Origin of the sequence: Chitinophaga rhizophila (genome assembly GCF_019492185.1) — a bacterium.
GTDB classification, from domain to species: Bacteria; Bacteroidota; Bacteroidia; order Chitinophagales; family Chitinophagaceae; genus Chitinophaga; species Chitinophaga rhizophila.
Map to the genome: position 1 here is coordinate 83,261 of NZ_JAICCF010000003.1, position 23,643 is coordinate 106,903.

Below are 23,643 nucleotides of genomic sequence, written 5' to 3' on the forward strand. Positions count from 1 at the left end.
ACCAAAAACACCATTTTACCTTATAAAAAGCTGAATTTATTTAACTTGCCGGATTCGGACGACTGACTAACACCATAAACAACAAAAAAACTAAACGTACCTATTATGACTCAATCTGCTGTTGAGCAGCCTGTAATCTCGCCGTCCTCTAAGGGGAAGGGGCACCACAAAGGATTATATGTACTCTTTTTTACAGAAATGTGGGAACGCTTCGGCTATTACCTGATGATCGGTATCTTCTTCCTCTACCTCGTAGACCCCGCGTCTAATGGCGGTAAAGGACTTGACACCACCAAAGCGGCCGATCTCGTCGGTTCCTATATCGCATTAGTGTATCTCTCTCCCTTCCTCGGTGGCCTCATGGCTGACCGCTATCTGGGATACCGCAAAGCAGTACTATTGGGCGGCCTGCTACTCGCCGCCGGCTATTTCTGCCTGGCAGTACCGGGAGATATGGCCATGTACGTGGCACTTGGCCTGATCATTATTGGTAATGGCTTCTTCAAACCAAACATCGGTACCATCCTGGGTAACATCTACAACCGGGAAGACCTCCGCTCAAAGAAAGACGTTGCCTACAACATCTTCTACATGGGTGTAAACATCGGAGCCTTCATCTGTAACTTCGTAGCGGCTTACCTTCGTAACCACTACGGCTGGGGCCATGCCTTCGCAGCTGCCGGTGTAGGAATGCTGATCGGACTTGTCATCTTCGCAACCAACCAGAAAGTAATTGCTGCCGGCGATATCAGAAAAGAGCCTTCTCCCGAAGATATGCCTATCGGCAAAATCGTATCCCTCGTGTTCCTGCCAGCTATCATCGCTGCTACCCTGGGTTACTTCATGAACGACATCCTGGGGCATACCCTGTTCCATACCCGCTCTAACGATGCCTTCATGTTTGCATGTGTCCCTATCATCATTTTCTATATCCGGTTATATACCACTTCCAAGAAACACGAAGACAAACGCGGACTCGGAGCCCTGCTGGCCTTCTTCGCTGTAGCCATCGTATTCTGGGTGATCTATAACCAGAACAGTACCGGTCTTACAATCTGGGCTGACCAGTATACCGACCGCTCCATGTCTGCCGGAATGGAAGAAGCAGCTAAACCACTGGGTATGCTGCAGACGGTTACTACCGACCCACATACTGTAACACAGGTAGACGAGCACTTCCGTGCTGTAACTGACGGCAGTGGGAAAGTAGTCGAAACACAAGGTCCGGACCTTTACTTCCAGAACCTGCCTAAAGAAGAATGGCCTAAAGACGGTAAAATGAGACTGATCTCTACTGAGATCTTCCAGTCTATTAACCCGTTCTTTATCGTAGCTTTCTCCCTGATGGTGGTAGGCCTGTTTGGCTGGCTGGCTAAACGCGGTAAAGAGCCTACTACTCCCGTAAAAATCGCTATGGGTATATTCCTGGCCGGGGCTTCGTCACTGCTGATGGTGATTGCGGCATCCATGACTAACGTATACCTGGATAAAACTTCTATGGCATGGCTCTTTGGTACCTACGCAGTATTTACCGTGGGTGAAATCCTGGTTAGTCCGATCGGACTGTCCATGGTATCCAAACTGTCACCGCCACGTGTAACTGCCCTTATGATGGGAGGCTGGTACCTGGTAAACGCTATAGCAGGTAAGGTAGCAGGTCTGATGGCTACCTTCTGGGACGAATTTCATGACAAGAAACTATACTTCCTGATACTGGTAATATCTGCGGCAGTGGCAGGTGTGGTGATGCTGCTGATCAGCAAGTGGATTGCACAGGTAGTAAAAGAAAAAACAGGCGCTTACTAAAAGCAACTGATAATCATACTAATAAGAGAGGCGCAGCATTGTCTGCGCCTCTCTTATTTATGACCGGTTAGATCTGCGCCCGCCAAGACCAATCATCCGAAAAGCCCGTACAAAAAAGGATTTTTCACTTATATTGCCGTTTAATCAACAAAAATCTACACTATCAAACCTACTTATGGCAGATAAATTCAAGCCTTTCGTATCGCCGGAGGTGCATATGAAGGAGTTTACGCTCAAGTCCATTATACTGGGCTGTATTTTCGGGATCATATTTGGAGCCGCAACTGTATACCTCGCATTAAAAGCAGGATTGACCGTTTCTGCCTCTATTCCTATCGCGGTTATTGCTATCACGCTCGGCCGGAGATTCTTCAAGACGACTATTCTGGAAAACAATATCATCCAGACTACCGGTTCTGCAGGCGAATCTATTGCTGCGGGTGTAGTATTTACCCTGCCGGGCTTTCTCTTCCTGACCGATGGCGGTGGAGAAGAGTTCTTCAACTACATGACCATCCTGATACTTGCCATCTTCGGTGGTATCCTGGGTACGCTCATGATGATCCCTTTACGCCGGTCACTGATTGTAAAAGAGCATGAAACCCTGCCTTATCCTGAAGGTACAGCCTGTGGTGAGGTACTCATTGCTGGTGAGAAAGGTGGCGACTTTGCCAAAACCGCTTTCGTAGGTTTAGGCTTCGCATTTGTCTATGCTATCCTTCAGAAGGTACTGCATGTCGTTGCTGAAGTGCCTTCATTCATGACAGAACAATACAATAAATACTTCCCTTCTGCACGTATAAGCGGTGAAATCACGCCGGAATATATGGGTGTTGGTTATATCATCGGGCCACGCATTGCCGGCGTACTTGTGGCGGGCGGTGTATTGTCCTGGTTAGCGCTTATTCCGCTGTTATCTTCCCTGGTACCACCGGATATGATTGCAGCCCAGCTGGTAAAACTCGGTTACCTGGGCAGCCTCGAAACGCCGGGCGGTAAAGGTGGCTGGAACCCTGCCGGACACACCTTTGAAGACTTCTCTGCTGCCGTTTACTTCGCCTATGTACGTCAGATTGGCGCTGGTGCGGTTGCTGCCGGTGGATTCATCACCCTGATCAAAACCATCCCTACTATTATCTCTTCTTTCAAAGGCAGCCTTGGTTCTCTGAAAAAGAATGAAAGCGATGATCTGACTATGCAGAAGGGCGGTGTACCCCGTACGGAAAGAGACCTGAATGTCAAGATCGTATTATTCGGCAGTATTGCTTTGATAGCACTGATGGCCTTCCTGCCACAGCTACCGGGCGATTCTATTGGTAAGAAAATGCTGGTAGGCCTGCTGGTAGTGATATTTGGTGCATTCTTCGTAACAGTATCCAGCCGTATTGTGGGGCTGATCGGATCTTCCAATAACCCTATCTCAGGTATGACTATCGCTACCCTGATGGGTACCTGCCTGGTATTTATTGCTGTAGGATGGAGCGGTAAAGTATATGAACCGATGGCTCTGGTAGTAGGTGGTATGATCTGTATTGCTGCTGCGAATGCCGGCGGTACTTCGCAGGATCTGAAATCGGGCTATATCGTAGGTGCTACGCCTATGTACCAGCAGATAGCACTATTCATCGGCGCTATCGTTTCTTCTATCGTGATTGGTCTGACTGTGAAATTCCTTGATAAGCCAACTGCGGCTATGATTGCTAACGGTGTAACTGACCATGCTATCGGAAGTACTTATTATCCTGCTCCACAGGGTACGCTGATGGCTACTCTTGCAAAAGGCATACTTTCCTACAACCTGGACTGGCAGTTTGTACTGGTAGGTGTATTCCTGGCTATCACTATGGAACTGTGCGGTATCAAATCTCTTTCTTTTGCTGTAGGAGCCTATCTGCCACTGTCCACTACGCTACCCATCTTCATTGGTGGAGCCATCCGCGGACTGGCAGATAAGAAACGCAAGAAGAATAACCAGCAACTTTCTGCCGAAGAAGAAGAGTTAGGTAAAGGCAACCTGTTTGCAACCGGCCTCGTTGCCGGCGGTGCAGTAGCAGGTGTAATCATTGCTATACTGGCAGGATTTGACTCAACTGCTTCGGGCCTTGCTGCCATTAATATGGAACATGGTATTGTTGCTGTGCTGGGCCATGGTGGATACTATATACTTGGTACTTTGGCTTTTGCACTGATGGGAACTTACCTGTATAGTATTGCTACGAAGAAGTAATCATACATCAACATATTCAATAAATTTTAAAATCCTGGTCTGCTACAGATCAGGATTTTTACTTTAAGGCGCTACCTCTTTACAATTAACTGCTTATTATTGCGTTATAAACAAAACGCCCCTTTATGCGCCCGATCCTAACCATCCTTTGTGCCGTTGTATTATGCAGTGCGTGTGAGAAAGATCAGCACGAAGAAATCCGGAAATTCCTCTCTTTTGAAACCGACAGTTCCATAGTAATTGCTGAGAACCCCAGCGCCATCGTTACAAGAGCTAACCTGACGGATACAGATCCTAATAATGACCTGGACAAACTCACTATTACTGCTAACAGTGATACGAATGACGAGGTTACTATTACCCTTATAGGAAGTAGCGAAGGCCTCAGTAAAGGCATCTTCCAGTCACAGGATGGCAATTCATTTGCCCTGCTCTACAAAAACCGCAACTTGGCACAGGTAGCCAATCAAACCCTTGGCACATTCACCCTGGAAATTACTAATGTACAGGATAGCCTGATTGAAGGATCATTTTATGGTACGCTGGTTGATACTACGGGCACCATGTCTCCCAGGAACGCGAGGTACGGCTTTATCCGCACTGTCGTAAAAGCTAATTAGACAAAAGACAGGTGCGTATACTGCTGCCTGAGTATAGCCCCATCATCGGCGTGCAGCCAGTTTTTAAGCAGTGTGGCATACACGCTTTTAAAGTCCACCTGATATTGTAGGTCTCCATCCACCAGGTGCTCCAGGTCGGGGCCCTGATTCAATAATCCGTGCTGTTTCAGTCCACCACCAATAATAAACATATTATTCGCTGTACCATGATCGGTACCGCCACCGGCATTTTGCGCTACTCTACGTCCAAACTCCGAGAAGGTAACAATTACAACATCCTGGAAGCGGTTATTGCTTTTCAGTTCACGGGTCAGCGCTGTAATAGCCTCATCCAGCCTTTTTAGCTGCGTTTGCTGCGATGCCAGCTGATTTACATGGGTATCAAAAGCACCGTGCGACACATAGTAAATCTTTGTACTGATATCTGACATAATCAACCTGGCAATGGTCTGCATATTCTTCCCCAGCTCTGTTGCCGGAAAGATCTCCTTTGTTTTATAGGCTTTGAACTGGTTTTTGATATACCCTGCTGATGACATTGTAGCGCTCATGGTCTTATACAGGTAGTCCACCGGCTGATGGTCATCCGTGGCAGCAGATATGTTTCCTTCCTTTCCCAACAGCTCTTTAAACAGGCGGTCATTCGCAGCTGCCTGCAGTTTATCAGGGTCTTTAAACGCCAGCCCTTTCTGCCGGATACCTTTCATTGCCAGACTTAACGTATCATCTATTTCCAGTGCCTGTACCGGTTTATCGCACGCTGCACACTGTGCATCCAGGAAACGGCCTATCCAGCCGTCAGACCAGTTTTCGGAAGAGGGACCTGCTGACTGCCAGATGTCCATTGACCGGAAGTGAGAGCGATCAGGGTCAGGATAGCCGACGTTGTTAAGGATGGCCAGCGCACCTTCATCATATAGTCCTTTTAGTCCCTGCAGGGCAGGATGAAGGCCGATATCGTCGGTGAGTGACAGCGCCTGTTCGCGGGCAATACCCAGCGTAGGCCGCAATTTATAGTAGATATCATTACGGTAGGGGATGACAGTATTCAGGCCGTCATTACCGCCGGATAACTGCACAACCACCAGTATCTTATTACCGGGAGGAACGAGGTGATCTTTTTCAAATGCCTTCAGCAACTTAGGCATCATTACGGAGGCAGAGGCCAATGATCCCACCTGGAGGAACTTTCTTCTGTTTAAGATCAGCATGATTGAATTTTTAAAAGTGGATACATCAGCACAACTGGTATTCCGGTGTACTCATTACTGCGATAGCGACTGTTTTGATATATGACTCCCGGGAGGAGGCATCTGCGTAATTCTCCAGCAATCCCTTACTGACCTGTTTATTAGCCTGTAGCAGCGAGGCGGCAATGGCATCTGCAAGCTCCACTCTCGGCGTCTTTTCATACTCTTTCAGCAGTGCTTCCCAGTTTATTATCCCTTTGATCTTTCTGGCGTATTGTTTCTTCACAGCCTCATTGAGCTGCATTGTTACCTTATAGCTACCCATGCCCATTTCAGGTGTAATCTCTTTCGGGGTGATGTTGAACTCTTTCTCATAGAGTATCATCTTGGGCAGCTGCATGCGGTACATCAGGCTGGAGCTGTCGATCCAGTTACGGCCACCGGGCCATCCTGCTACATTGGGAGGATAGAACAGTACCTGTCCGAGTACCTGCTGGAACGACACCATGACTTCTTCTTTTTCAAAAGCGACGGGGACTGTCTTCCTGATTCCTACCAGTAACTCCACTGGCGACTTGATACGCGTACCGATCAGGCGCTGATCATAGAACCAGTCAGCATTAAAGATGTGCTGCATTAATGCGCCGATGTCATATCCGGAGGTATAGAATTTATCTGCCAGTATAGTGATTCTTGCAGTATCCGGGGTATCATCTACAAAGTAGCGGTATATCTTTTCAGTAATAAATGTGGCCGTCTGTCGCTGTTCCAGCAGTATTTTCAGCACGTCATCCCCATTGAAATTCCCCTGTTTACCCAATATAGTCTTACTGCTGTTATCGTGCCTTTTAGGCCTTACTGTAAAGGAGCCATCTGCTTCATATCCCCAGCCGGTAAAGGCGCGGGCAGCTTCTCTTATATCCTGCTCCGTGTAATGCCCCCGGCCCATGGTGAAAAGCTCCATTACTTCGCGGGCAAAGTTTTCGTTTGGATGTGCTTTATAGTTCTGTTGATTATTCAGGAATTGGAGCATAGCGGGCGACTTAGATACGGCAGTCAGCAATTCTCCGAAGTTGCCCAGTGCATTTTCCCGGATCACCTGTAGCAGTTGTTGATTGAACAAAACGTTCTGTGTACGGCAGGCGAAGTGTCCATGCCAGAACAGCGCCATCTTTTCACGCAGGGGATGCCGGGTCTGCACCATTTCGTTCATCCATTGGATATTGAGGTCTTTGATGCCTTGACGGTTCATCCGGTTCAGCTCTTTCTTCTCTTCCGGAGACATTGCTTTGGTGCGTTCGGGCAGGCCGGCAACATCCCGTACGATCAATGGAGTATACGGATCTTTCTCAGGACCGGCAAGGATCTTACTGATGACCTGGCGGCGTTTCCTATGTGCCCAGTCATTTATTACGGAGGGAGGAGCGCCAAAGCCGGCTCTCCACGCCAGGTGTTGCAGTTGTAGCTTTTCGGGAACAGCGGCCATATAGGAAAAGGGTTTGAGATTTGACGGCGGAGGACATACAAGGTTTAATGCCGGACACAGGAATGTATATGACTAAATTGTTAACAGCGTATACCTTACGCAACGAATCGATGAGTAAGGCATACGCTGTCAGTGGTTATAGTATGCGGTGCGGCGAGGCAGCCGATTACTGTCTGAACCTCCATACCGGGTAACTACTTCCTTTGGCAAACGCACTTTGCTCTGCCGGCAGCTCAATAAAAGCATCTGCCTGCAGCAGTGCGGCCAGGTCTCCGGATCCGTGGTAGGGGGGAGGTAAGGCGATGAGTTGTCCGCCGGCAACCGGGTGCAGCTTTACCGGCATGAAGTAGGTCAGCGGAGGAGCAAAGTTCACATCAATACCCAGTACTGCATGTGGCATTGGAGGCGCTGTATACTGCAGGCAGGCACGGAGCCAGGGCAGTACATAGCGGTAGCAGCACATAAATCCGGAGACAGGGTTGCCGGGCAGCGCAAACACGACAGGGCCATTTTCAAACTGTCCGAATAGGAATGGTTTTCCCGGGCGTTGCTGTACCTTATGGAAGAGTTGCTGCATTCCCATCTGTTCCAGCACATGCGGCAGATAATCATATTTTCCGGCGGATACAGCCCCTGTACATATCCAGGCATCCATCTGTTTTAACGACTGGAATAACTCCTGAATAGCGGCCTCATTATCGGCTACGTGGTAGCAGGTAGCCTCAATACCCAGTTCCTGCAACGCAGCAGCCAGGCTATAGGAGTTAGAGATCCTTACCTGGTGGATGTCGGGAGTATCAGCGACAGGTACAAGTTCATCACCGGTAGCGATGATAGCTATCTTTGGCAGCCGGCTGACGTTCACGAGGGTTTTACCAACGGAAGCGAGCACCCCGACTTCAGCAGCTGTAAGCAGCGTACCTGCGGGGATGACCAGCTGACCGGCAGCGGCATCGGAGCCCTGGCGGTGGATATGTTGTCCTTTTTCAACAGCGGCATTGATGGTGAAGCGTTTGAATCCTTCGTGCTCAGTGGCGGTCAGGTGTTCATATTGGATCACCGTATCAGTGAGTTCCGGCATAATGGCACCGGTCATTACTTCCATACAGTTGGCCACATTCCCGAGTTGCTTGCGGGGCATGCCGGCAGCCTGCATATCTTCTACGCCAAAAACGGTCTGTCCTTTCTCATAACTTTCAAAATCGATGGCAATACCATCCATCATGACACGGTCATATGGAGGAAAATCTCTGTCTGACAAGACCGGTTCACGAAGAATACGGCCGGTAACAGCAGTAAAGGGCAGCTGTTCCATTCCGAAATCCCGGACGGTACTCATCACGGCGGCACATGCAGCGGTTACGTCTATCAGCATTGTTTGGAGGTTTGATTGCTTTAGTTGTAAATTTATTCCATTATGAGCAATGATTCAACTCAACAGGAATTTTCGCATCTCAATGCAGCTGATCAGCCATTAATGGTTGATGTTAGCGACAAGTCAGTAACCGTACGTGTGGCGGTAGCTGAAAGCAGGGTGTATCTTCCGGAAATCGTCAGGCAGCAGTTCAGCGGAAAGGATATACAGACAAAGAAAGGCGCAGTGTTTCAAACAGCAATACTGGCAGGTATTATGGCTGCCAAGAAAACGCCAGACCTGATACCGTTGTGTCATACATTACTGCTGGATGGATGTCAGGTAGATATTACACTGGAAGGTGAAGAAGCCGTTGTTCGCTGTACGATCAAAACAACGGGAAAAACCGGAGTGGAGATGGAAGCGCTTACTGGTGCCAGCGTAGCGGCATTGACGATTTATGATATGTGTAAAGCGTTTACACATGAGATGATTATCAGGCAAACACGCCTGATCAGTAAGACAGGTGGTAAGAGAGACTTTTAAATCAGCAATATGGCAGCACCATTAAAAGGACTTATTCTTTGCGGCGGCCGCAGTACCCGTATGAAGCAGGACAAGAGCCAGATTGCCTATCATGGCATGCCGCAGTGGGAATACCTGTATTACCTTGTACAGGCTGTGATTCCGGAAGTATATGTTTCATGCAGGGAAGAACAAAGAGACACTTTACGTACCGGTATACCAGTTATTACAGATAATGTAGCAGGCGCAGGGCCATCGGTTGGATTGCTAAGCGCGCATGCGGCGCATCCGGAGGCGGCGTGGCTGGTATTGGCGGTAGACCTGCCGCTTATCAGCGAACAGAGCCTTAATTACCTGGTGTCGAACAGGCAGGCGGATAAGGATGCGACATCTTTGATCAGTCCTTTCAACCAGTTACCGGAGCCGCTGATTGCCATCTGGGAGCCTTCCGGATTGGCTTTACTGGAGAAGAATTTCGGAGAGGGGAGGAATTGTCCGAGGAAGACATTGTTGAATGCAGATATTCTGCAACTGGAAAATCCATTCTCGGTAGAGCAGTTTAATGCGAATACGGAGGAGGAGATGAGTGAAGCGAGCCGTAAGTTAGGCAACGGGCATTAGCGATGGCATTTTCGCAGACCTGCCAATAATGGTAAAATAATATCAGGAATGAGGGCTTTCAGGAGGTAACGTCTATAGCGCTTGTTCGTCGCTTGTTCGAAGCTTGTTCGTCCCTTGTTCGTCCGGGGTATACCCTAAAAAGCCAGATCCTTACCAGTAAAGGATCTGGCTTTTTTTATCCTTTTCAGGATAATACTATATTCTCTTTTCTGGTAATAATGGTCGGGTTACGGGTGAGAAAGTTCCGCTGTTATCACAGTTTTTTGAAAGTAATATTCTGCAGCTGGACTCCCTACTGTGCTTAACTGAGGCATTGTTGCGGCCAAAAACGTAGATATTTTTTATGCAAAAGTATTTGCAACCTAGATGCAAAGCATATATATTTGCCTTGTGATAAGGTCAAATCTATACAGGTTCATAGCATATCTCCTGCTGGCAGTGTTCAGCTACATCCAGGGGGTGCAGGTCCTGCATGATTATACTCATCATCATGATTCAACGCAGAAAACCCTTCATTTCAGTAAGGACCCGGCTTGTAAGATCTGTGAGCATCTGGTAGCCAAGAAGCACCAGTCACTGACAGGCGACATTTTTACCCTTCGGGATATTTATGTAAGGCCGCAGGTTATATATGTAGTTGCCAGTGCAACTCCCCCAGTGATTGCTTTACCCGGCAGTCTCAATAAAGATCCTCCAGTAACATTGTGAACAAGATCCCTCTGTCAGCAGTTTTGAGTCTCCTCAAAACGATTTAAACCATACATACATGTCGATTTCAAAGCAGCTACCGCTGTTTTGCCTCTTATCTTTTGCAGTACCCGTACTGGCACAGGAAAAGAGTGGTGATACCATTCACCTGCGCGACGTTGAAGTAACGGGCAAGACCCTTGTAAAAACGGGCACAGCCAGTACTATGTCGCTGCGCAATGAGCAGCTGGAGCAAACCCGTGGAACGAGCCTTGCCAACGCATTATCGAGGCTACCGGGAGTGAGCATACTTAAAACAGGTCAGTCTATCGAAAAGCCGGTTATCAACGGCATGCACAGTAACAGGGTACTGATACTGAACAATGGCGTGCGTCAGGAAGGCCAGCAATGGGGAGCAGAGCATGCCCCTGAAGTGGATGCTTATGTGGCCAAAGAGCTGGTTGTGATAAAAGGTGCTGAAGGCGTACGCTATGGTGCAGATGCACTGGGTGGCGTGATCCTGGTCAGGCCTGCACCGCTACCAGACACGGGGCGGCTGAAAGGCGAAGTGCATGTTACCGGTGCCAGCAATGGTCGTTCGGGTAGTATAGCCGGTATGTTGAATGGAAATTTTCGTGGTATAGGATGGCGGGTGCAGGGATCTTACAGGAAGGCCGGTAATATCAGAACGGCAGATTATTACCTGGGTAATACGGGTCTGAATGAGCTGAACTTCTCTGGTGCGTTGAAATATAAAACACTTGATGTGTACTATAGTCACTTCAGTACAGAATTGGGCATACTGCACAGCGCGCATATTGGTACGATAGAAGACATTAATGCGCGCATCGCACATGGCCGTCCGTTTGAAGAATATGACTTTACATATGATATCACACCTCCTCGTCAGCAGGTAGTGCACGATCTTGGCAAAGTTACCTGGAAGACGAACAGACTGGAAATACAGTACGCTATCCAGCGGAATCACCGGCAGGAATTTGATCTGAGAAGAGCGGCAGGTAACGATGTCAAGCCTATGATGGACCTGGTAATGACAACGCAGACATTGGATGCGGCTTATACGGTCCGTCATCGCAATGGCTTAAAAAGTACCTGGGGCGTCAATGGCATGATGCAGGTCAACAACAACACACCAGGTACAGGCACTACGCCGCTGATACCCAATTATGACAGTTATACATTGGGTGCATATGCAGTAGAGCGGCTGGTAAAAGAGCGGTTTGAGCTGGAAGCAGGCATCCGGTATGATTTCAAATATTTTGATGCGGCAGGCTATCGCTATGACTACACCCGCTTTAATGACAATGGTGGTTTTGACATGTACCTGTTCACCGATACCAGGCAGTTTCACAACGTATCGGGCTCACTGGGAGGCGTTCTGCATATCAACAATAAACTCGAATTGCGCAGCAATCTGGGACTGGCATGGAGAGCGCCGGGAGCCAATGAATTGTATAGCGACGGCTTACATCATGGAGCTGCCATTTATGAGATAGGGAATCCTGACATGAAGAGTGAGCAGGGGTTTAAGTGGGTCAATTCATTAGCATACACAGATGAGAAATTACAATTACATCTTGATATCTACGGGCATTATATCCGCAACTACATCTATGCGCAGCCAACACCGGATACTGTGCGGAGAACAGTGAGAGGTACGTTTCCCATATTCATGTATCAGCAAACAGATGCCGCCTTTGCAGGTATTGACTTTGGCGGTAGCTACCGTTTTCTGCCACAGTTCACCTACACCGCGAATGCAGCATTTATCAGAAGCCGGGAATATCTGCCTTATATACCGGCAGACCGGATTGATCATGGCATTCAGTGGGATTACAAGCAGTACTTCGTCAGGTTTGAGCACAGGTACGTAGCGCGTCAGCAGCGATATAAAGCGAATACAGATTATGCGCCACCGCCGCCGGCCTATCACCTGCTGTCTGCAACGGCAGCTGTGAAATACAGGTCAGTGAGCGCGAGCCTTACGGTAGACAATCTGGCTAATAATCTTTACAAAGATTACATGAACAGATTCAGATATTATGCACATGAGATGGGTAGAAATTTCACACTCAGGATTCATTATACATTCTAAACACTATACAATTATGAACAAGTTACGTAAACACCTGCTGTTAGGAATGATCGCGCTGGGCGTGATGACCTTTGCTTCCTGTTCAAAGGAAGATCCGGTACCGGAGAAAGATCAGGAGGAAGTGGGAAAAACCATCCTGTTACTGCAGGAAGTTGACTGGCATGGGGATTTCAGAACCGGTCATGCAGATGCTATAGCGAATGCACCGATAGACACCATTCAGTTTGATGAGAAAGGGAATGCACCAGTTGGTTTTCATCTGCACCTGCATACCGGGCACTCGTATAAGATGACACTCGTAGCACGCGACTATGCAGGCCGTGAGATACAGCAGACGTTCCTTGAAAGAGCAGACATACACCAGGCAGTTATACTGGGAGCGCCAGCAGGAGCGATTGATTATACATATGGAGATGAGCAGGTAGGCGTCACAGGTTATCTGCACATTGTGAAGAGCGCTTCCACTTTTACCTTACAATACCTGATGCGACATCTGAATCCTGGCGTGAAAGCAGGCGTTACCGCAGATGACTGGAATAATGCAGACTATCAGCAGAAACTGGCCGGCGCGACTGACCTGGATCTGAAATTTGAATTACACCCTGTTGATTAATAAACAATAAACAAACCCATATAGAATGATGAAAAAGTATTGCTATGCATTTGCCGCTGTAACATTATTATTCACAGCATGTAGCAAAGACGACGACAACGTTACACCTGAAAACCCGTCAGCTATTGCATCTTCCCGCCTTGACTTTGTTGAAGTAAGCGGTAGTGCACATGGCGACCACTTTCATGACCTGGCAGAAAAAACCGGCGCGAAAGACAGTACAGCGATTGTATTTAACAGCAATGGCGAAGCACAGGATGGACACCTGCACCTGGATCCGCATAAGGTATACAGGATTCAGTTCCGCCAGTTCAACAGCGCAGGACAGGAATTACAGCAGCAATATCTGACCAGCAAAGCCGTAGCAGATTCCTTCAAAGTATTCCTGAGTGGCGGCAACCTGGTACTCAATCCTGCAACAGGCACAGCTGAGAATGGCGCACTATTCCAGCCAAGAGAGCAGGCATATGGCGATGGTACTGCCGTAAATGGTAAATATGAAACCACAGGATTGCTGGCTTACTTCACATTAGGCGAAGCTAACAGCAGTGTGGAAGCAGATATGTCTTACGTAGTGCGTAAGTTCAATGATGCAACAACAAAAGCAACCATTGAGCGTACCGATTGGAACTATACAGACTATGCAACAAGATATGCAGGCACAGATGTAGTGAAGCTGACATTTGAGCTGCATGCAGAGGATCACGAATAATAGTGATGAAGCATACAATAGGGGCGTCTGAGCAATTGCGAGGACGCCCTTTTTTATTACCGTTTTACGGGTGTGCAGCTACCCACACTTCTCCGTCTTCAAAGTATTCTTTTTTCCAGATAGGCACCGTTTCTTTAAGTGTGTCAATGGCGTATTCACAGGCATCGAAAGCGGCCGCGCGATGTGGTGCAGCAACAGCAATAACGACAACAACTTCACCGGGTTGTTTTTCTCCTACGATGTGTAACATGGCAATTCTTCTGACACCAAAATGTTCGATAGTATGATCGGCAATTTTCTCCATTTCCGATATGGCCATTGGTTCATAACATTCAAAGAAAAGCTTGTTAACTTTTCTGCCTTTGGTGTTGTTGCGCACATTACCGGAGAAGATGACAACGCCTCCACAGTCGGGTGTTTCAACGAAGTCAACTGCTTCCTGTACGGTTACATTGCTATCTATTTTTATTAACTTGTTCATCGGATTATCAATTAGCAAAGCGTAAGATTTTTAACTAAAAATATTTTCTAAGATCAGCGGAAAAGCAATAATATTGTTGCTTCAAAAAAATTGTTTGTAATGCCATTATCACCAACCGAAACCACCATTATAGGAGTAGCGTCTATTGCTGCGATGCTTTACCCTATCATCCCATTGATCAAGTATGTACGTGCTGTTAGAAAGATACAGCAGGAAGTACTGGAAGAAATGGAAGAGGAGATCAGAAAGTTCAAAGCTGATCCTAAAAACTACAGGGCGAAGGTCTATTAATCGCCTATCCCGGGGGACAACGTGCGCTTTACTCTTTAAAATCTAAAATTCTTACATTGTCTAAGTTAACCAATTCCCTCAAGGGGAGCCAGGAAAGGCATGTTATATCAGACACTATTGCCGCAGGTAGTGGCACATTTTTGTTACTCATTGCCGAAAACCTGCCTGAATCATTTCTATTTAAGAACTGAGTGATCATGGCTGTGCCATCATTATCGGTATTCCTGGCCAAAATTGCCGATCTGATATTCAGTACTTTCAGAGCAATTGTAAACACCTTCGGCATTATGCAAACAGAGAAAAAAGTCGTCCGGCAATTAAAAGAGCTAAGAAAAAATTCCTATGTGGTGAAAGAAGACGTGGAACAGCTGGAGGCCGCATATGCAGCTATCAGAGTTCGCACTGCAGAACAAACGATCAATAAACTGGACAGGTTAAGCCGGGACTAATCTCATCCACCACTTACCGGAGGAATCACTGCAATTTCATCACCCGGCTGCAAAGGATCGTCATCATTTGCATATACTTTATTTACCGCAATCATTAAAGAACGTAACTGTTCCAGAGACGGGTATCTGGTATATAACCAGGCTTTGAGTGCTGCTACTGTAGTGATTCCTTCTGCTGTAATAACAGGCGCACCTGCTATATCTTTTGCTATGCCGAATAATAAAATGCGCATATCCCAATCATGAAATTTGTATAAAGCTACAATATTGTAGTAATTTAAGGGGTGTTATACTAAATAACTGACAAATGAAAATAAGAATCAGGGGCAACAGCATCCGTTACCGGCTCGACAAAAAAGACATAGATATACTCAGGAATGAAGGAAAAATAGAGGAGAGTACGCTAATCGGCGCTGGGGAGCTACACTTCTGTATTAAGGCTAAAAATGGTGCTACGGAGCCCTTTATAAAACTGGAAGGGTCGGCCATACACCTGTCATTCCCGAAGGAGCAAGTGACAGAATGGATTGATACAGATCTCGTAGGCTTTTCAGCAGAAATTCCGAATGCCGATGGTTCCGCCGTTCATATACTGGTAGAAAAGGATTTCAAATGCCTGACCGAGCGCGATGAAGACGACAGCAATGCGTTTGATAATCCTGCACAAAGCTGCTGATCACGCAGTTATAGATGAGAAATAAGGGCTGCTACTTGCAGGGAAGCTGCTATTTATTAAGATAATGGCTAGCGGGAACAGACCAGGACGGGAAGCATGCCAGCGCCTAGCACGGGATGAAGATGGCAGCATACAGGTAGTAACAGCGTTAGTTACCCCAACAACGGCTACCGGGAATGGGCCAGGATGGGAGATACGCCAGCGCCCTGTCAGGATAGCAGACACTCCTTAATATAATGAATTTCAGTTGTTGCTGACAAAGTAACGGCAGATACTCCCTACTAAAAGAGGAATGCCGCATCTGCAGAATTTGACACCACACTGACGCAAACCCATGATGGCTGAAGGATTTTTCCGCTTTCAGTAAATGAATTTCCTCTTTCGATTACATCACCGGGCTTAACTGATCTTTCTTTGCAGAAAATTCGTCAGTTCAATGTTCGGCTATTTAAGAAATCAACCAATCTTCATCCTCCTGTATTTGCTTCTATGTTTGACTGCCAACGCACAAACCAGTATCACCATAGAAGGTACTGTAAGAGATGTGAACAATGTACCATTATCCAAGGTAAGTGTATTGCTCGATCGATCTCAGACCGCTTTCACCGACGAAAACGGTCACTATGTTTTTAATAATGTATCCGCTTTCAGTGAACATACTATCCGCTTCACCTATACCGGCTTTGAAACCGTGCAGCAGAAAGTAAAGGGTAACAAACTGGATGTGACGCTGGTACCTGCGACGTCAGAGCTACAGACAGTAGAGATTACAGGCAGAACAGAAACCGGGTATAAAAACACCGCATCATTTATCGGAACTAAGACAGCTACGCCACTGATTGATGTACCACAATCTATCTCGTATGTTACCAAAGAACTTATGCAGGATCAGGCATCTGTAAGAATGGGTGACGTGGTAAAGAACTTCAGCGGCGTTAACCAGTTCACTTTCTATGATGATATTACTATCCGCGGATTCCGTATCAATGGCGGCAGTACCACACAGTTACTGAATGGGTTGCGCACCTTCACGGGCTTCTGGAAGCAACCAATGGTCAACTATCTGGAAAGGGTAGAAGTGATTAAGGGACCGGCATCGGCACTGTTTGGCAACGCCTCTCCGGGCGGCGCTATTAACAGGGTAACCAAGAAACCGCTGGCTGTAGACCGCAAGTCACTCAGCTTTACAATGGGTAGCTTTAACAACGTCCGTACGCTGGCCGACTTTACCGGTCCGCTGAATGACCAGAAAACGATTTTATATCGCCTGAACATAGGATATGAGAATACACAGTCATTCCGGGATCTTCAATTTGACAAAAACCTGGTGATTGCGCCATCTGTGTCTTTCCTGCCAACAGAGAAAACACGTATAAACTTTGACGCGGTGTATAATAAATCCAACAGTCGCCTGGATCGCGGACAGTCAATTCTGGCAGGAGGTGATCTTTATTCAACACCTATTTCCCGTTCACTCAGTGCCACTAACGACTATCTGAATGAAGAAACTTACACAGTCACCGCTTCTGTAAATCATCAGTTTTCCAGCCGCCTGGCATTCAACCTGGCCTATCTGCGCACCGGTTATACAGAAGATCTCCTGGAGCACCGCAGTGCGAATGCTTATGCTGTAGATTCAGCAGGCAAGGCTGTACCTAACCTGGTAGCACGTCAGTCGTTTTTAAGGAAGAAAAGTCCTTCCAGTGATAATGCCTCGGCTTACCTGACGTACAATGTGGAAACAGGTAAAATGTCGCACAAACTGGTATTGGGATATGACTATGCATCATCTAAACTGCCTGTTGGCGCTTCTCAGCTTACGGCCAGCAATTACCAGCTGAAGTCCGGAGGCGTAGCGCCTTACAATCCGGCGAGAGCGGCTGACTACGTATTTTACACCTATACAGCAGCAGATGGCACGAGGATGAGCATTCCTAAGCCAAACGTCAGTTCCTTCGATATCAACAGAAATGATAACAGACTGGAAGATCCTGCAAAATATGTGTATGCACTACAGAACTCCGCAGTGATGCCTTCATTCAGCACTATCAGCGGCGTATACCTGCAGGATCAGATTAAAATAGGTAATCTGCAGTTATTACTCGGCGGTCGGTTTGATAGTTATACAGACAGGCCTTTTTATAAAACTGATAGTGTGACGAAGGTGACGCAGCATGCTTTCATGCCGAGACTGGGAGTTGTGTATAGCGTACTGCCAAATGTTAATGTGTATGGTATTTATACATCCGGATATAATCCGCAGGACGCAGCAGTGCAGACTAACCCGCTTGCCGGCGGACCATTCGATCCTATCACGAGCAAACTGGTAGAGGCGGGAGTAAAGTCAGAGTGGCTTAATGGTAATCTGACAGCTACAGCGGCAGTATATCGCATCAATCAGAAAAACACATTGTATCAGGCCAACGAGCAGGGTAATCCTGACAAGATGATACAGATAGGTGAAGAGGTGTCACAAGGTATTGAACTGGACATCACCGGCCGTATTACGGAAGACTGGGATATCGTTGTGACGTATGCATTCAATGATGCTAAGATCACTAATGGCGGTAAAACAGATTCCCTCTTCCTGAATCGCCAGAAGCCTAATGCCCCTAAACATCAGGGTAACGTATGGACAAAATATACACTTCCTGTGGGTCCGCTGAAGGGTCTGGGAATGGGCGCAGGGGCTAACTTCGTTACAGATAGAAACGTATCGCTGAATGCAACGCAGACATTACCCGGCTATGTACTGGTCAATGCGGCACTGTACTATAAAGTGAACAAAGTACAGTTACAGGTAAACTTTAACAACGTAACGAACAAGACATACTGGGCAGGCGGATATGATTACATTCGTCTCTTCCCTGGTGCACCAAGAAACTGGCAGGCAACAATCGCTTATACATTCTGATTATGAAAAAAATATTCGGCTGGTTACATCTCTGGCTGGGAATCATTTCCGGCCTGGTAGTCCTGGTAGTAGCAGGGACCGGTGCCTTACTGGTATTTGAAGAAGAACTGGAACATACGTTCCGGTCTTCTTTTTTTTATGTAGAAGTGCCGGAAAATGCGTCCAGGGTATCGTTAGACAACATTACAGCCTACGTACAACAGGAATATCCGGGACACAAAATATTCCAGATGGCCATAGAGCCGGAAGCGGATCGGAGTATCATATACGTGCTCCGGAAAGGAAAGGTAAAGGAGCTGAAAAATCAGCTGTATCTGGCAGTCAACCCTTATACAGGTAAGATCATTGGTTCTCAGCCAGGTAATAAGCGTTTTTTTTCTGTAGTACTGCACCTGCACAGATATCTGTGTATGGGAGAAACCGGCAAGGTCATTACGGGCATTTCCTGCTCCATTTTCGCCATCCTGGTGATTACCGGACTGATATTATGGTGGCCGAAGAGAAACAACCGTAAACAGCGTTTCCGTGTGAAATGGGACGCTTCATTTAAGCGTCTTAACTGGGACCTCCACGCGGTATTCGGATTTTATACCCATATCATCTTACTGGTCATAGCGCTGACCGGACTGGTTTGGAGTTATAAGTGGGTGAATAACCTCATTTACCTGGCATTCGATGGTAATACCAAACAACAGAAGATCGTTGCTCCTGAAAGCATCCCGGTAGAAAACACGGGAATTGCCTACCTGGAAAAGATCCTCAGTACGACCAATGAGCGGTTAACTTACGAAGGAAAGATCACGATCCGGTTTGCAGAAGTCGATAGCCTGGCTGTTTCTGCTGCAAAAGAGAACAGGAGCAGGCATGACAATGTGAGTGACTTCCTTTATTTCCAGGCCGGAACCGGCAAATTGGTAAAAGAAAGGTTGTATGATAACGAAAGTGCAGGTACTATTGCCAGGAGATGGATATACCCGATCCATACCGGCAGTTTTTATGGCTTTCCTACGAAGATCCTGGCATTCATTGCTACCCTGGTAGGGTTCACACTGCCTATCTCAGGATTTCTGATATGGATAGGCAGAAAGAAAAAGAAGCCGGTGGCGAAAGCAAAGAAAAAGCTACCCCTGGATAAGCATCCTAACCCCAGCGTACAGTATTAAGAGCGCAGTGGCACCTTCGACCATACGCGGCTTCAGAACAGCAGCACTTAAACGCGCACCTATCTGACCGCCTAATATAACAGATAACAGGAGCGGGCCGGCAAAGTGAAGATCAAAGATGATCTCACCTTTGGCGGCCTGTCCTAATAGTCCGCCGATAGAATTTACCAGTATAAATAATGCGCAGATACCTGCAATTTTCTTGGCAGTATCAAACCGTCCCAGCCTCAATACCGGAGAAAGATATATTCCTCCACCAATACCCGTCATACCTGATAACAGCCCGATAGCGCCGCCGATAATGCCATATTTGTAAGTCATCTGCGCATCCGGGTTGGGCGTATACTGCTTTTCGATAAACAGCTTGTAGCACATCAATACTGCCGCAATTGTCAATGCAATACCTAGTAACAGGAAAAAGGTATGTTGCTTCAGCGGCAGGTAACTACCGAAGAATGCAAAGGGTATACTGATCAGGCTAAGCTGGAAAGCGCGTTTCATGGGTAGTTGTCCGGCGCGGTAGAAATGGTATACGCTTCCCGCTACCACTACGACGTTACATACTAATGCCGTTGATTTCATTAGCTGGAAATCCACATTCCAAAGCGTCATTAGGGCAAGGTAGCTGGATCCTCCGCCAAAACCTGCGGAGGCATATAATAGCGCTACTGTAAAAAACAGCAAACAAAGTTCAACAGACATGATTCAGTTTAGTAAGTGTTCATTTCCAAGTCAATCTCGGCAGCCCACGCATGGATACCACCTTCCACATTGTATACTAACGGGAAACCTGCAGCGTCCAGCTGCTGGGCAATCATCAGGCTACGCATCCCATGATGACACAGCAAGGCTACCGGCATGTCTTTTTTCAGCTGGGGCATTACACCAGCGACCATTCTCATAGGAATATGCATCGCTTGTGGGATACGGCATATTTCCCATTCATCCGGCTCTCTTACATCAATCAGTTGCAGTGGCTTTTCGGTGTCCAGCCACTGTTGTAGCTGATGTACAGAAAGGCTTCTTACGCCGCCGGTATCGCAGGGCTGGTCGTAGGTTTCCTGTAAAGAAGTGATGTCATGATTACCTGGGACAGGCTTTATCTGGAAGGTGTGGTGAATGTTATAGAGCGTGTCTATTGTCAGCAGCTGATTGCTCAGCGGCTCGCCGATACCCGTGAGGATCTTGACAGTTTCATTTGCCTGATAAGAGCCTATGATACCCGGTAAGATACCAAGTACACCAATATCACTACAATTAAGCATAGTACCGGGATCTGGCTGTTCCGGAAACAGGCAGCGGTAAGTTGCACTACCCTTATAGTTAAAGACGCTTACCTGTCCTTCATATTTATGGATAGCGCCATAGACGAAGGGCTTGTTCAGAATAACACAGGCGTCATTGACGAGGTAGCGGGTGCCGAAGTTATCGGTGCAATCGACCACTACATCGTATGGCGCGATAATGTCGAGTGAATTGTCAGGCATGATCCAGGTATCGTAAGCAGAAAACTGCACTTCAGGATTAAGCTGTTGCAAGCGCTGTACGGCGGTACGCAACTTGGATTGGCCAACTTCCTGTGTATGATAGAGTACCTGTCTTTGCAGGTTCGTCAGCGAAATATCGTCATGTTCTACTATACCTATCTTACCTACACCCATTGCAGTCAGGTATTGCATTACCGGCACACCTAATCCGCCGGCACCTATAATAAGTACAGCGGCATTATTCAGTATCTGTTGTTTTGCGGGACCGAAACCATCCAGTTTCAGGTGTCTGTCATATCGTTGCATCATCCGTTCTTTATCCTTTTAGACATAAATATTGAATCACCGTAAGAGCCGTCAGGCTGCCTGAAAGCTTCCTGAAAACGGCCATACTCCATAAAACCAAAGTTACGATACAACTGGATAGCTCTTTCATTATTGGCAAACACATTGAAATGAATGATTTCCAGCTCTTCGTGTTCTTCTGCCCAGCGTAAGGCCGCCGTCATCAGCCGGCGGCCGATACCCATATTCCAGTATGCGTGCGACACGGCTATCCCGAGCTGCCCCAGGTGTTTTTCCTTTTTAAACCCTGATTGTCTGATTGATACCGTACCTACCAGTTCACCTTCCACGACGGCCAGCAGAAAAAGATGCTGTGGTTTATCACAGAAGGAGCGCAGAAACGCTGTTTCGTCGGCTACGGTAAGTGATGCTGCTTCCTGTTTTGTCATCAGCAGGAAATTGGTCTCTTGGGTTAATTGCTGGTATAATGCCAATAGTGCGTAGGCATCTTCCAGGGTTGCGGGGCGGACCAACAGGGTCTGGCCATTGGGGAGAAAGTGCTGCATGTTACAAATGTAAGCACAAAAAAAGCGCTGCATGTATGCAACGCTTTTATATTATTTTAAATATTACCTCTTTAAAGGGCGATCTTATCCGCACCGAAATAAGGCTGTAAAACCTTCGGGATATGGATACCATCAGGAGTCTGGTTATTTTCCAGCAGGCAGGCCAGGATACGAGGCAATGCCAGGGAGCTACCATTCAGGGTATGTACCAGCTGGGGTTTACCACCGCCGTCTTTGAAACGGATCTTGGCGCGGTTAGCCTGGAAGGTTTCAAAGTTAGATACGGAGCTTACTTCCAGCCATTTCTGCTGAGCAGTGCTATATACTTCAAAATCGTAGGTCAGCGCAGACGCAAAACCCATATCACCACCACACAGGCGCAGAATACGGTAAGGCAGTTCGAGAGATTTGAGCAGTTCTTCCACGTGAGCCACCATTTCATCCAGCACCTCGTAGGATTTGTTAGGATGTACTACCTGTACAATCTCTACTTTGTCAAACTGATGCAGGCGGTTCAATCCGCGGACATCTTTACCGTAAGAACCTGCTTCGCGGCGGAAACAAGGCGTATAACCTGTCAGTTTCACCGGCAGCTCGCTATCTTTCAGTATCTCATCTCTGAAGATGTTTGTCAGCGGTACTTCAGCAGTTGGGATGAGGTATAACTCATCTTCTCCTACGAAGTACATCTGTCCTTCCTTATCCGGCAATTGGCCGGTACCGTAACCGGAATCGCTGTTTACCAGGTGAGGCACCTGGAACTCGGTATAACCATGTTGGGTATTGTAGTTCAAGAAGTACTGGATCATAGCGCGTTGTAAACGTGCGCCACGGTTTTTGTATACAGGAAAGCCTGCACCGGTAATCTTGTTACCCAGTTCAAAGTCGATCAGGTCATATTTTTTTGCCAGGTCCCAGTGAGGTACGGCTCCTTCGTGCAGGGCAGGGATGTCGCCACCTTTCCGGACTTCCACATTCTCCTCAGGCGTTTTACCCGGAGGTACCAACGGAGAAGGGAGGTTAGGCAGTTTTACCAATGTATCGTGCAAAAGTTTTTCTGTAGCTATCAGTTCTTCGTTGATAGGCTGCAGTCTTTCTTTTAGTGATGCTACTTCCGATTTACGGGATTCCGCTTCTTCTTTCTGCCCCTGGGCCATCAGTTTACCGATCTCTTTGGAGGTCGAGTTTACCTTAGCCTGTGTCTCATCATACTCAAGGGTTAATTTCTTGCGCTTGTCGTCCAGCTCCAGCACCTGGTCTACCAGTGTCAGCTCTCTGAAATTCTTCAGAGTCAGCCTTTCCAGTACCTCGGCTTTGTTTTGACGAATGAACGGAACTTGTAACATTATACGGTTTATTAAATTTCAGCAAAAA

The 23,643-nt window shown here is 47.2% G+C and carries 23 protein-coding genes; 14 read left to right on the plus strand and 9 right to left on the minus strand.

The window, feature by feature from the left end; translation table 11 throughout:
- Positions 1-105 precede the first annotated feature (105 nt).
- The 3 genes from K1Y79_RS14890 to K1Y79_RS14900 all read left to right on the plus strand — a co-directional run bounded on the left by K1Y79_RS14890 (position 106) and on the right by K1Y79_RS14900 (position 4,653).
- Positions 106-1,806: a peptide MFS transporter gene (locus K1Y79_RS14890; protein WP_220250963.1), complete on the plus strand. Its 1,701-nt coding sequence runs from the start codon at positions 106-108 to the stop codon at positions 1,804-1,806.
- Positions 1,807-1,981: 175 nt separating this feature from the next.
- On the plus strand, positions 1,982-4,033 hold the full coding sequence (locus K1Y79_RS14895) for an OPT family oligopeptide transporter (protein WP_220250964.1): 2,052 nt from the start codon (positions 1,982-1,984) through the stop codon (positions 4,031-4,033).
- 125 nt (positions 4,034-4,158) lie between these two features.
- Positions 4,159-4,653, plus strand: a complete 495-nt coding sequence (locus K1Y79_RS14900; RefSeq protein WP_220250965.1) for a hypothetical protein — start codon at positions 4,159-4,161, stop codon at positions 4,651-4,653.
- Here K1Y79_RS14900 and K1Y79_RS14905 read toward each other — a convergent pair.
- The 3 genes from K1Y79_RS14905 to K1Y79_RS14915 all read right to left on the minus strand — a co-directional run bounded on the left by K1Y79_RS14905 (position 4,650) and on the right by K1Y79_RS14915 (position 8,704).
- On the minus strand, positions 4,650-5,864 hold the full coding sequence (locus K1Y79_RS14905) for a DUF1501 domain-containing protein (protein WP_220250966.1): 1,215 nt from the start codon (positions 5,862-5,864) through the stop codon (positions 4,650-4,652). The genes K1Y79_RS14900 and K1Y79_RS14905 overlap by 4 nt on opposite strands.
- 25 nt (positions 5,865-5,889) lie before the next feature.
- On the minus strand, positions 5,890-7,329 hold the full coding sequence (locus tag K1Y79_RS14910; RefSeq protein WP_236059640.1) for a DUF1800 domain-containing protein: 1,440 nt from the start codon (positions 7,327-7,329) through the stop codon (positions 5,890-5,892).
- Between the two features lie 166 nt (positions 7,330-7,495).
- Positions 7,496-8,704, minus strand: coding sequence for a molybdopterin molybdotransferase MoeA (locus K1Y79_RS14915; RefSeq protein WP_220250967.1), 1,209 nt, complete (start codon positions 8,702-8,704; stop codon positions 7,496-7,498).
- Between the two features lie 42 nt (positions 8,705-8,746).
- On the opposite strand from K1Y79_RS14915, the gene moaC reads away from it, so the two are divergent.
- The 6 genes from moaC (at position 8,747) to K1Y79_RS14945 (ending at position 13,957) form a co-directional block, all read left to right on the plus strand.
- Entirely contained in the window at positions 8,747-9,229 is a 483-nt protein-coding gene (gene moaC / locus K1Y79_RS14920; protein WP_220250968.1) for a cyclic pyranopterin monophosphate synthase MoaC, read from the plus strand.
- Between the two features lie 9 nt (positions 9,230-9,238).
- A complete protein-coding gene (locus K1Y79_RS14925; protein WP_220250969.1) occupies positions 9,239-9,829 on the plus strand; it encodes an NTP transferase domain-containing protein in 591 nt (196 codons plus the stop codon).
- 390 nt (positions 9,830-10,219) lie between these two features.
- A complete protein-coding gene (locus tag K1Y79_RS14930) occupies positions 10,220-10,537 on the plus strand; it encodes a hypothetical protein (RefSeq protein ID WP_220250970.1) in 318 nt (105 codons plus the stop codon).
- Between the two features lie 58 nt (positions 10,538-10,595).
- Positions 10,596-12,632 (plus strand): TonB-dependent receptor, encoded by a 2,037-nt coding sequence (locus K1Y79_RS14935; protein WP_220250971.1) that lies wholly within the window; start codon positions 10,596-10,598, stop codon positions 12,630-12,632.
- Positions 12,633-12,645: 13 nt separating this feature from the next.
- Positions 12,646-13,245, plus strand: coding sequence for a hypothetical protein (locus K1Y79_RS14940; RefSeq protein ID WP_220250972.1), 600 nt, complete (start codon positions 12,646-12,648; stop codon positions 13,243-13,245).
- 25 nt (positions 13,246-13,270) lie between these two features.
- Complete coding sequence (locus K1Y79_RS14945) at positions 13,271-13,957, plus strand: hypothetical protein (protein ID WP_236059641.1); 687 nt, start codon at positions 13,271-13,273, stop codon at positions 13,955-13,957.
- 64 nt (positions 13,958-14,021) lie between these two features.
- On the opposite strand, the gene K1Y79_RS14950 is transcribed toward K1Y79_RS14945, so the two are convergent.
- Entirely contained in the window at positions 14,022-14,438 is a 417-nt protein-coding gene (locus K1Y79_RS14950) for a molybdopterin synthase catalytic subunit (RefSeq protein WP_220250973.1), read from the minus strand.
- Between the two features lie 99 nt (positions 14,439-14,537).
- Between K1Y79_RS14950 and K1Y79_RS14955 the strand changes: the two genes are divergently transcribed.
- Together K1Y79_RS14955 and K1Y79_RS14960 are read left to right on the plus strand one after the other, a co-directional pair.
- Positions 14,538-14,729 carry a hypothetical protein gene (locus K1Y79_RS14955; protein ID WP_220250974.1) on the plus strand — a complete coding sequence of 64 codons (192 nt, stop codon included), beginning with the start codon at positions 14,538-14,540 and terminating at the stop codon, positions 14,727-14,729.
- A gap of 197 nt (positions 14,730-14,926) precedes the next feature.
- Entirely contained in the window at positions 14,927-15,178 is a 252-nt protein-coding gene (locus K1Y79_RS14960; protein ID WP_220250975.1) for a hypothetical protein, read from the plus strand.
- A gap of 2 nt (positions 15,179-15,180) precedes the next feature.
- On the opposite strand, the gene moaD is transcribed toward K1Y79_RS14960, so the two are convergent.
- A complete protein-coding gene (gene moaD, locus K1Y79_RS14965; protein WP_220250976.1) occupies positions 15,181-15,411 on the minus strand; it encodes a molybdopterin converting factor subunit 1 in 231 nt (76 codons plus the stop codon).
- A gap of 74 nt (positions 15,412-15,485) precedes the next feature.
- On the opposite strand from moaD, the gene K1Y79_RS14970 reads away from it, so the two are divergent.
- The 3 genes from K1Y79_RS14970 to K1Y79_RS14980 all read left to right on the plus strand — a co-directional run bounded on the left by K1Y79_RS14970 (position 15,486) and on the right by K1Y79_RS14980 (position 19,931).
- Positions 15,486-15,854: a DUF7009 family protein gene (locus K1Y79_RS14970; RefSeq protein WP_220250978.1), complete on the plus strand. Its 369-nt coding sequence runs from the start codon at positions 15,486-15,488 to the stop codon at positions 15,852-15,854.
- A 436-nt stretch (positions 15,855-16,290) separates the two neighbouring features.
- On the plus strand, positions 16,291-18,768 hold the full coding sequence (locus tag K1Y79_RS14975; protein ID WP_220250979.1) for a TonB-dependent siderophore receptor: 2,478 nt from the start codon (positions 16,291-16,293) through the stop codon (positions 18,766-18,768).
- 2 nt (positions 18,769-18,770) lie between these two features.
- Positions 18,771-19,931, plus strand: coding sequence for a PepSY-associated TM helix domain-containing protein (locus K1Y79_RS14980; protein WP_220250980.1), 1,161 nt, complete (start codon positions 18,771-18,773; stop codon positions 19,929-19,931).
- Here K1Y79_RS14980 and K1Y79_RS14985 read toward each other — a convergent pair.
- The 4 genes from K1Y79_RS14985 to serS all read right to left on the minus strand — a co-directional run bounded on the left by K1Y79_RS14985 (position 19,890) and on the right by serS (position 23,615).
- Positions 19,890-20,633, minus strand: a complete 744-nt coding sequence (locus tag K1Y79_RS14985) for a sulfite exporter TauE/SafE family protein (protein ID WP_220250981.1) — start codon at positions 20,631-20,633, stop codon at positions 19,890-19,892. The two genes, K1Y79_RS14980 and K1Y79_RS14985, sit on opposite strands and share 42 nt — an antisense overlap.
- Before the next feature lie 8 nt (positions 20,634-20,641).
- Complete coding sequence (locus K1Y79_RS14990) at positions 20,642-21,724, minus strand: HesA/MoeB/ThiF family protein (protein WP_236059643.1); 1,083 nt, start codon at positions 21,722-21,724, stop codon at positions 20,642-20,644.
- The gene (locus K1Y79_RS14995) at positions 21,724-22,269 is read right to left on the minus strand and encodes a GNAT family N-acetyltransferase (RefSeq protein WP_220250984.1); all 546 of its coding nucleotides are present in this window, start codon (positions 22,267-22,269) and stop codon (positions 21,724-21,726) included. The genes K1Y79_RS14990 and K1Y79_RS14995 overlap by 1 nt, the downstream gene beginning before the upstream one ends.
- Positions 22,270-22,340: 71 nt before the next feature.
- Positions 22,341-23,615, minus strand: coding sequence for a serine--tRNA ligase (gene serS / locus K1Y79_RS15000; RefSeq protein WP_220250985.1), 1,275 nt, complete (start codon positions 23,613-23,615; stop codon positions 22,341-22,343).
- Positions 23,616-23,643 lie beyond the last annotated feature (28 nt).

What these genes read in the sequence shown, in the direction of transcription:
- K1Y79_RS14995 (WP_220250984.1), bottom strand. Translation starts at nt 22,269, where the DNA reads ATGCAGCACTTTCTCCCCAATGGCCAGACCCTGTTGGTCCGCCCCGCA.
- K1Y79_RS14975 (WP_220250979.1), top strand. Translation starts at nt 16,291, where the DNA reads ATGTTCGGCTATTTAAGAAATCAACCAATCTTCATCCTCCTGTATTTG.
- K1Y79_RS14940 (WP_220250972.1), top strand. Translation starts at nt 12,646, where the DNA reads ATGAACAAGTTACGTAAACACCTGCTGTTAGGAATGATCGCGCTGGGC.
- K1Y79_RS14945 (WP_236059641.1), top strand. Translation starts at nt 13,271, where the DNA reads ATGATGAAAAAGTATTGCTATGCATTTGCCGCTGTAACATTATTATTC.
- K1Y79_RS14955 (WP_220250974.1), top strand. Translation starts at nt 14,538, where the DNA reads ATGCCATTATCACCAACCGAAACCACCATTATAGGAGTAGCGTCTATT.
- K1Y79_RS14900 (WP_220250965.1), top strand. Translation starts at nt 4,159, where the DNA reads ATGCGCCCGATCCTAACCATCCTTTGTGCCGTTGTATTATGCAGTGCG.
- moaD (WP_220250976.1), bottom strand. Translation starts at nt 15,411, where the DNA reads ATGCGCATTTTATTATTCGGCATAGCAAAAGATATAGCAGGTGCGCCT.
- K1Y79_RS14890 (WP_220250963.1), top strand. Translation starts at nt 106, where the DNA reads ATGACTCAATCTGCTGTTGAGCAGCCTGTAATCTCGCCGTCCTCTAAG.
- K1Y79_RS14990 (WP_236059643.1), bottom strand. Translation starts at nt 21,724, where the DNA reads ATGCAACGATATGACAGACACCTGAAACTGGATGGTTTCGGTCCCGCA.
- K1Y79_RS14895 (WP_220250964.1), top strand. Translation starts at nt 1,982, where the DNA reads ATGGCAGATAAATTCAAGCCTTTCGTATCGCCGGAGGTGCATATGAAG.
- K1Y79_RS14985 (WP_220250981.1), bottom strand. Translation starts at nt 20,633, where the DNA reads ATGTCTGTTGAACTTTGTTTGCTGTTTTTTACAGTAGCGCTATTATAT.
- K1Y79_RS14925 (WP_220250969.1), top strand. Translation starts at nt 9,239, where the DNA reads ATGGCAGCACCATTAAAAGGACTTATTCTTTGCGGCGGCCGCAGTACC.
- K1Y79_RS14915 (WP_220250967.1), bottom strand. Translation starts at nt 8,704, where the DNA reads ATGCTGATAGACGTAACCGCTGCATGTGCCGCCGTGATGAGTACCGTC.
- moaC (WP_220250968.1), top strand. Translation starts at nt 8,747, where the DNA reads ATGAGCAATGATTCAACTCAACAGGAATTTTCGCATCTCAATGCAGCT.
- K1Y79_RS14935 (WP_220250971.1), top strand. Translation starts at nt 10,596, where the DNA reads ATGTCGATTTCAAAGCAGCTACCGCTGTTTTGCCTCTTATCTTTTGCA.
- serS (WP_220250985.1), bottom strand. Translation starts at nt 23,615, where the DNA reads ATGTTACAAGTTCCGTTCATTCGTCAAAACAAAGCCGAGGTACTGGAA.
- K1Y79_RS14950 (WP_220250973.1), bottom strand. Translation starts at nt 14,438, where the DNA reads ATGAACAAGTTAATAAAAATAGATAGCAATGTAACCGTACAGGAAGCA.
- K1Y79_RS14910 (WP_236059640.1), bottom strand. Translation starts at nt 7,329, where the DNA reads ATGGCCGCTGTTCCCGAAAAGCTACAACTGCAACACCTGGCGTGGAGA.
- K1Y79_RS14980 (WP_220250980.1), top strand. Translation starts at nt 18,771, where the DNA reads ATGAAAAAAATATTCGGCTGGTTACATCTCTGGCTGGGAATCATTTCC.
- K1Y79_RS14970 (WP_220250978.1), top strand. Translation starts at nt 15,486, where the DNA reads ATGAAAATAAGAATCAGGGGCAACAGCATCCGTTACCGGCTCGACAAA.
- K1Y79_RS14905 (WP_220250966.1), bottom strand. Translation starts at nt 5,864, where the DNA reads ATGCTGATCTTAAACAGAAGAAAGTTCCTCCAGGTGGGATCATTGGCC.
- K1Y79_RS14960 (WP_220250975.1), top strand. Translation starts at nt 14,927, where the DNA reads ATGGCTGTGCCATCATTATCGGTATTCCTGGCCAAAATTGCCGATCTG.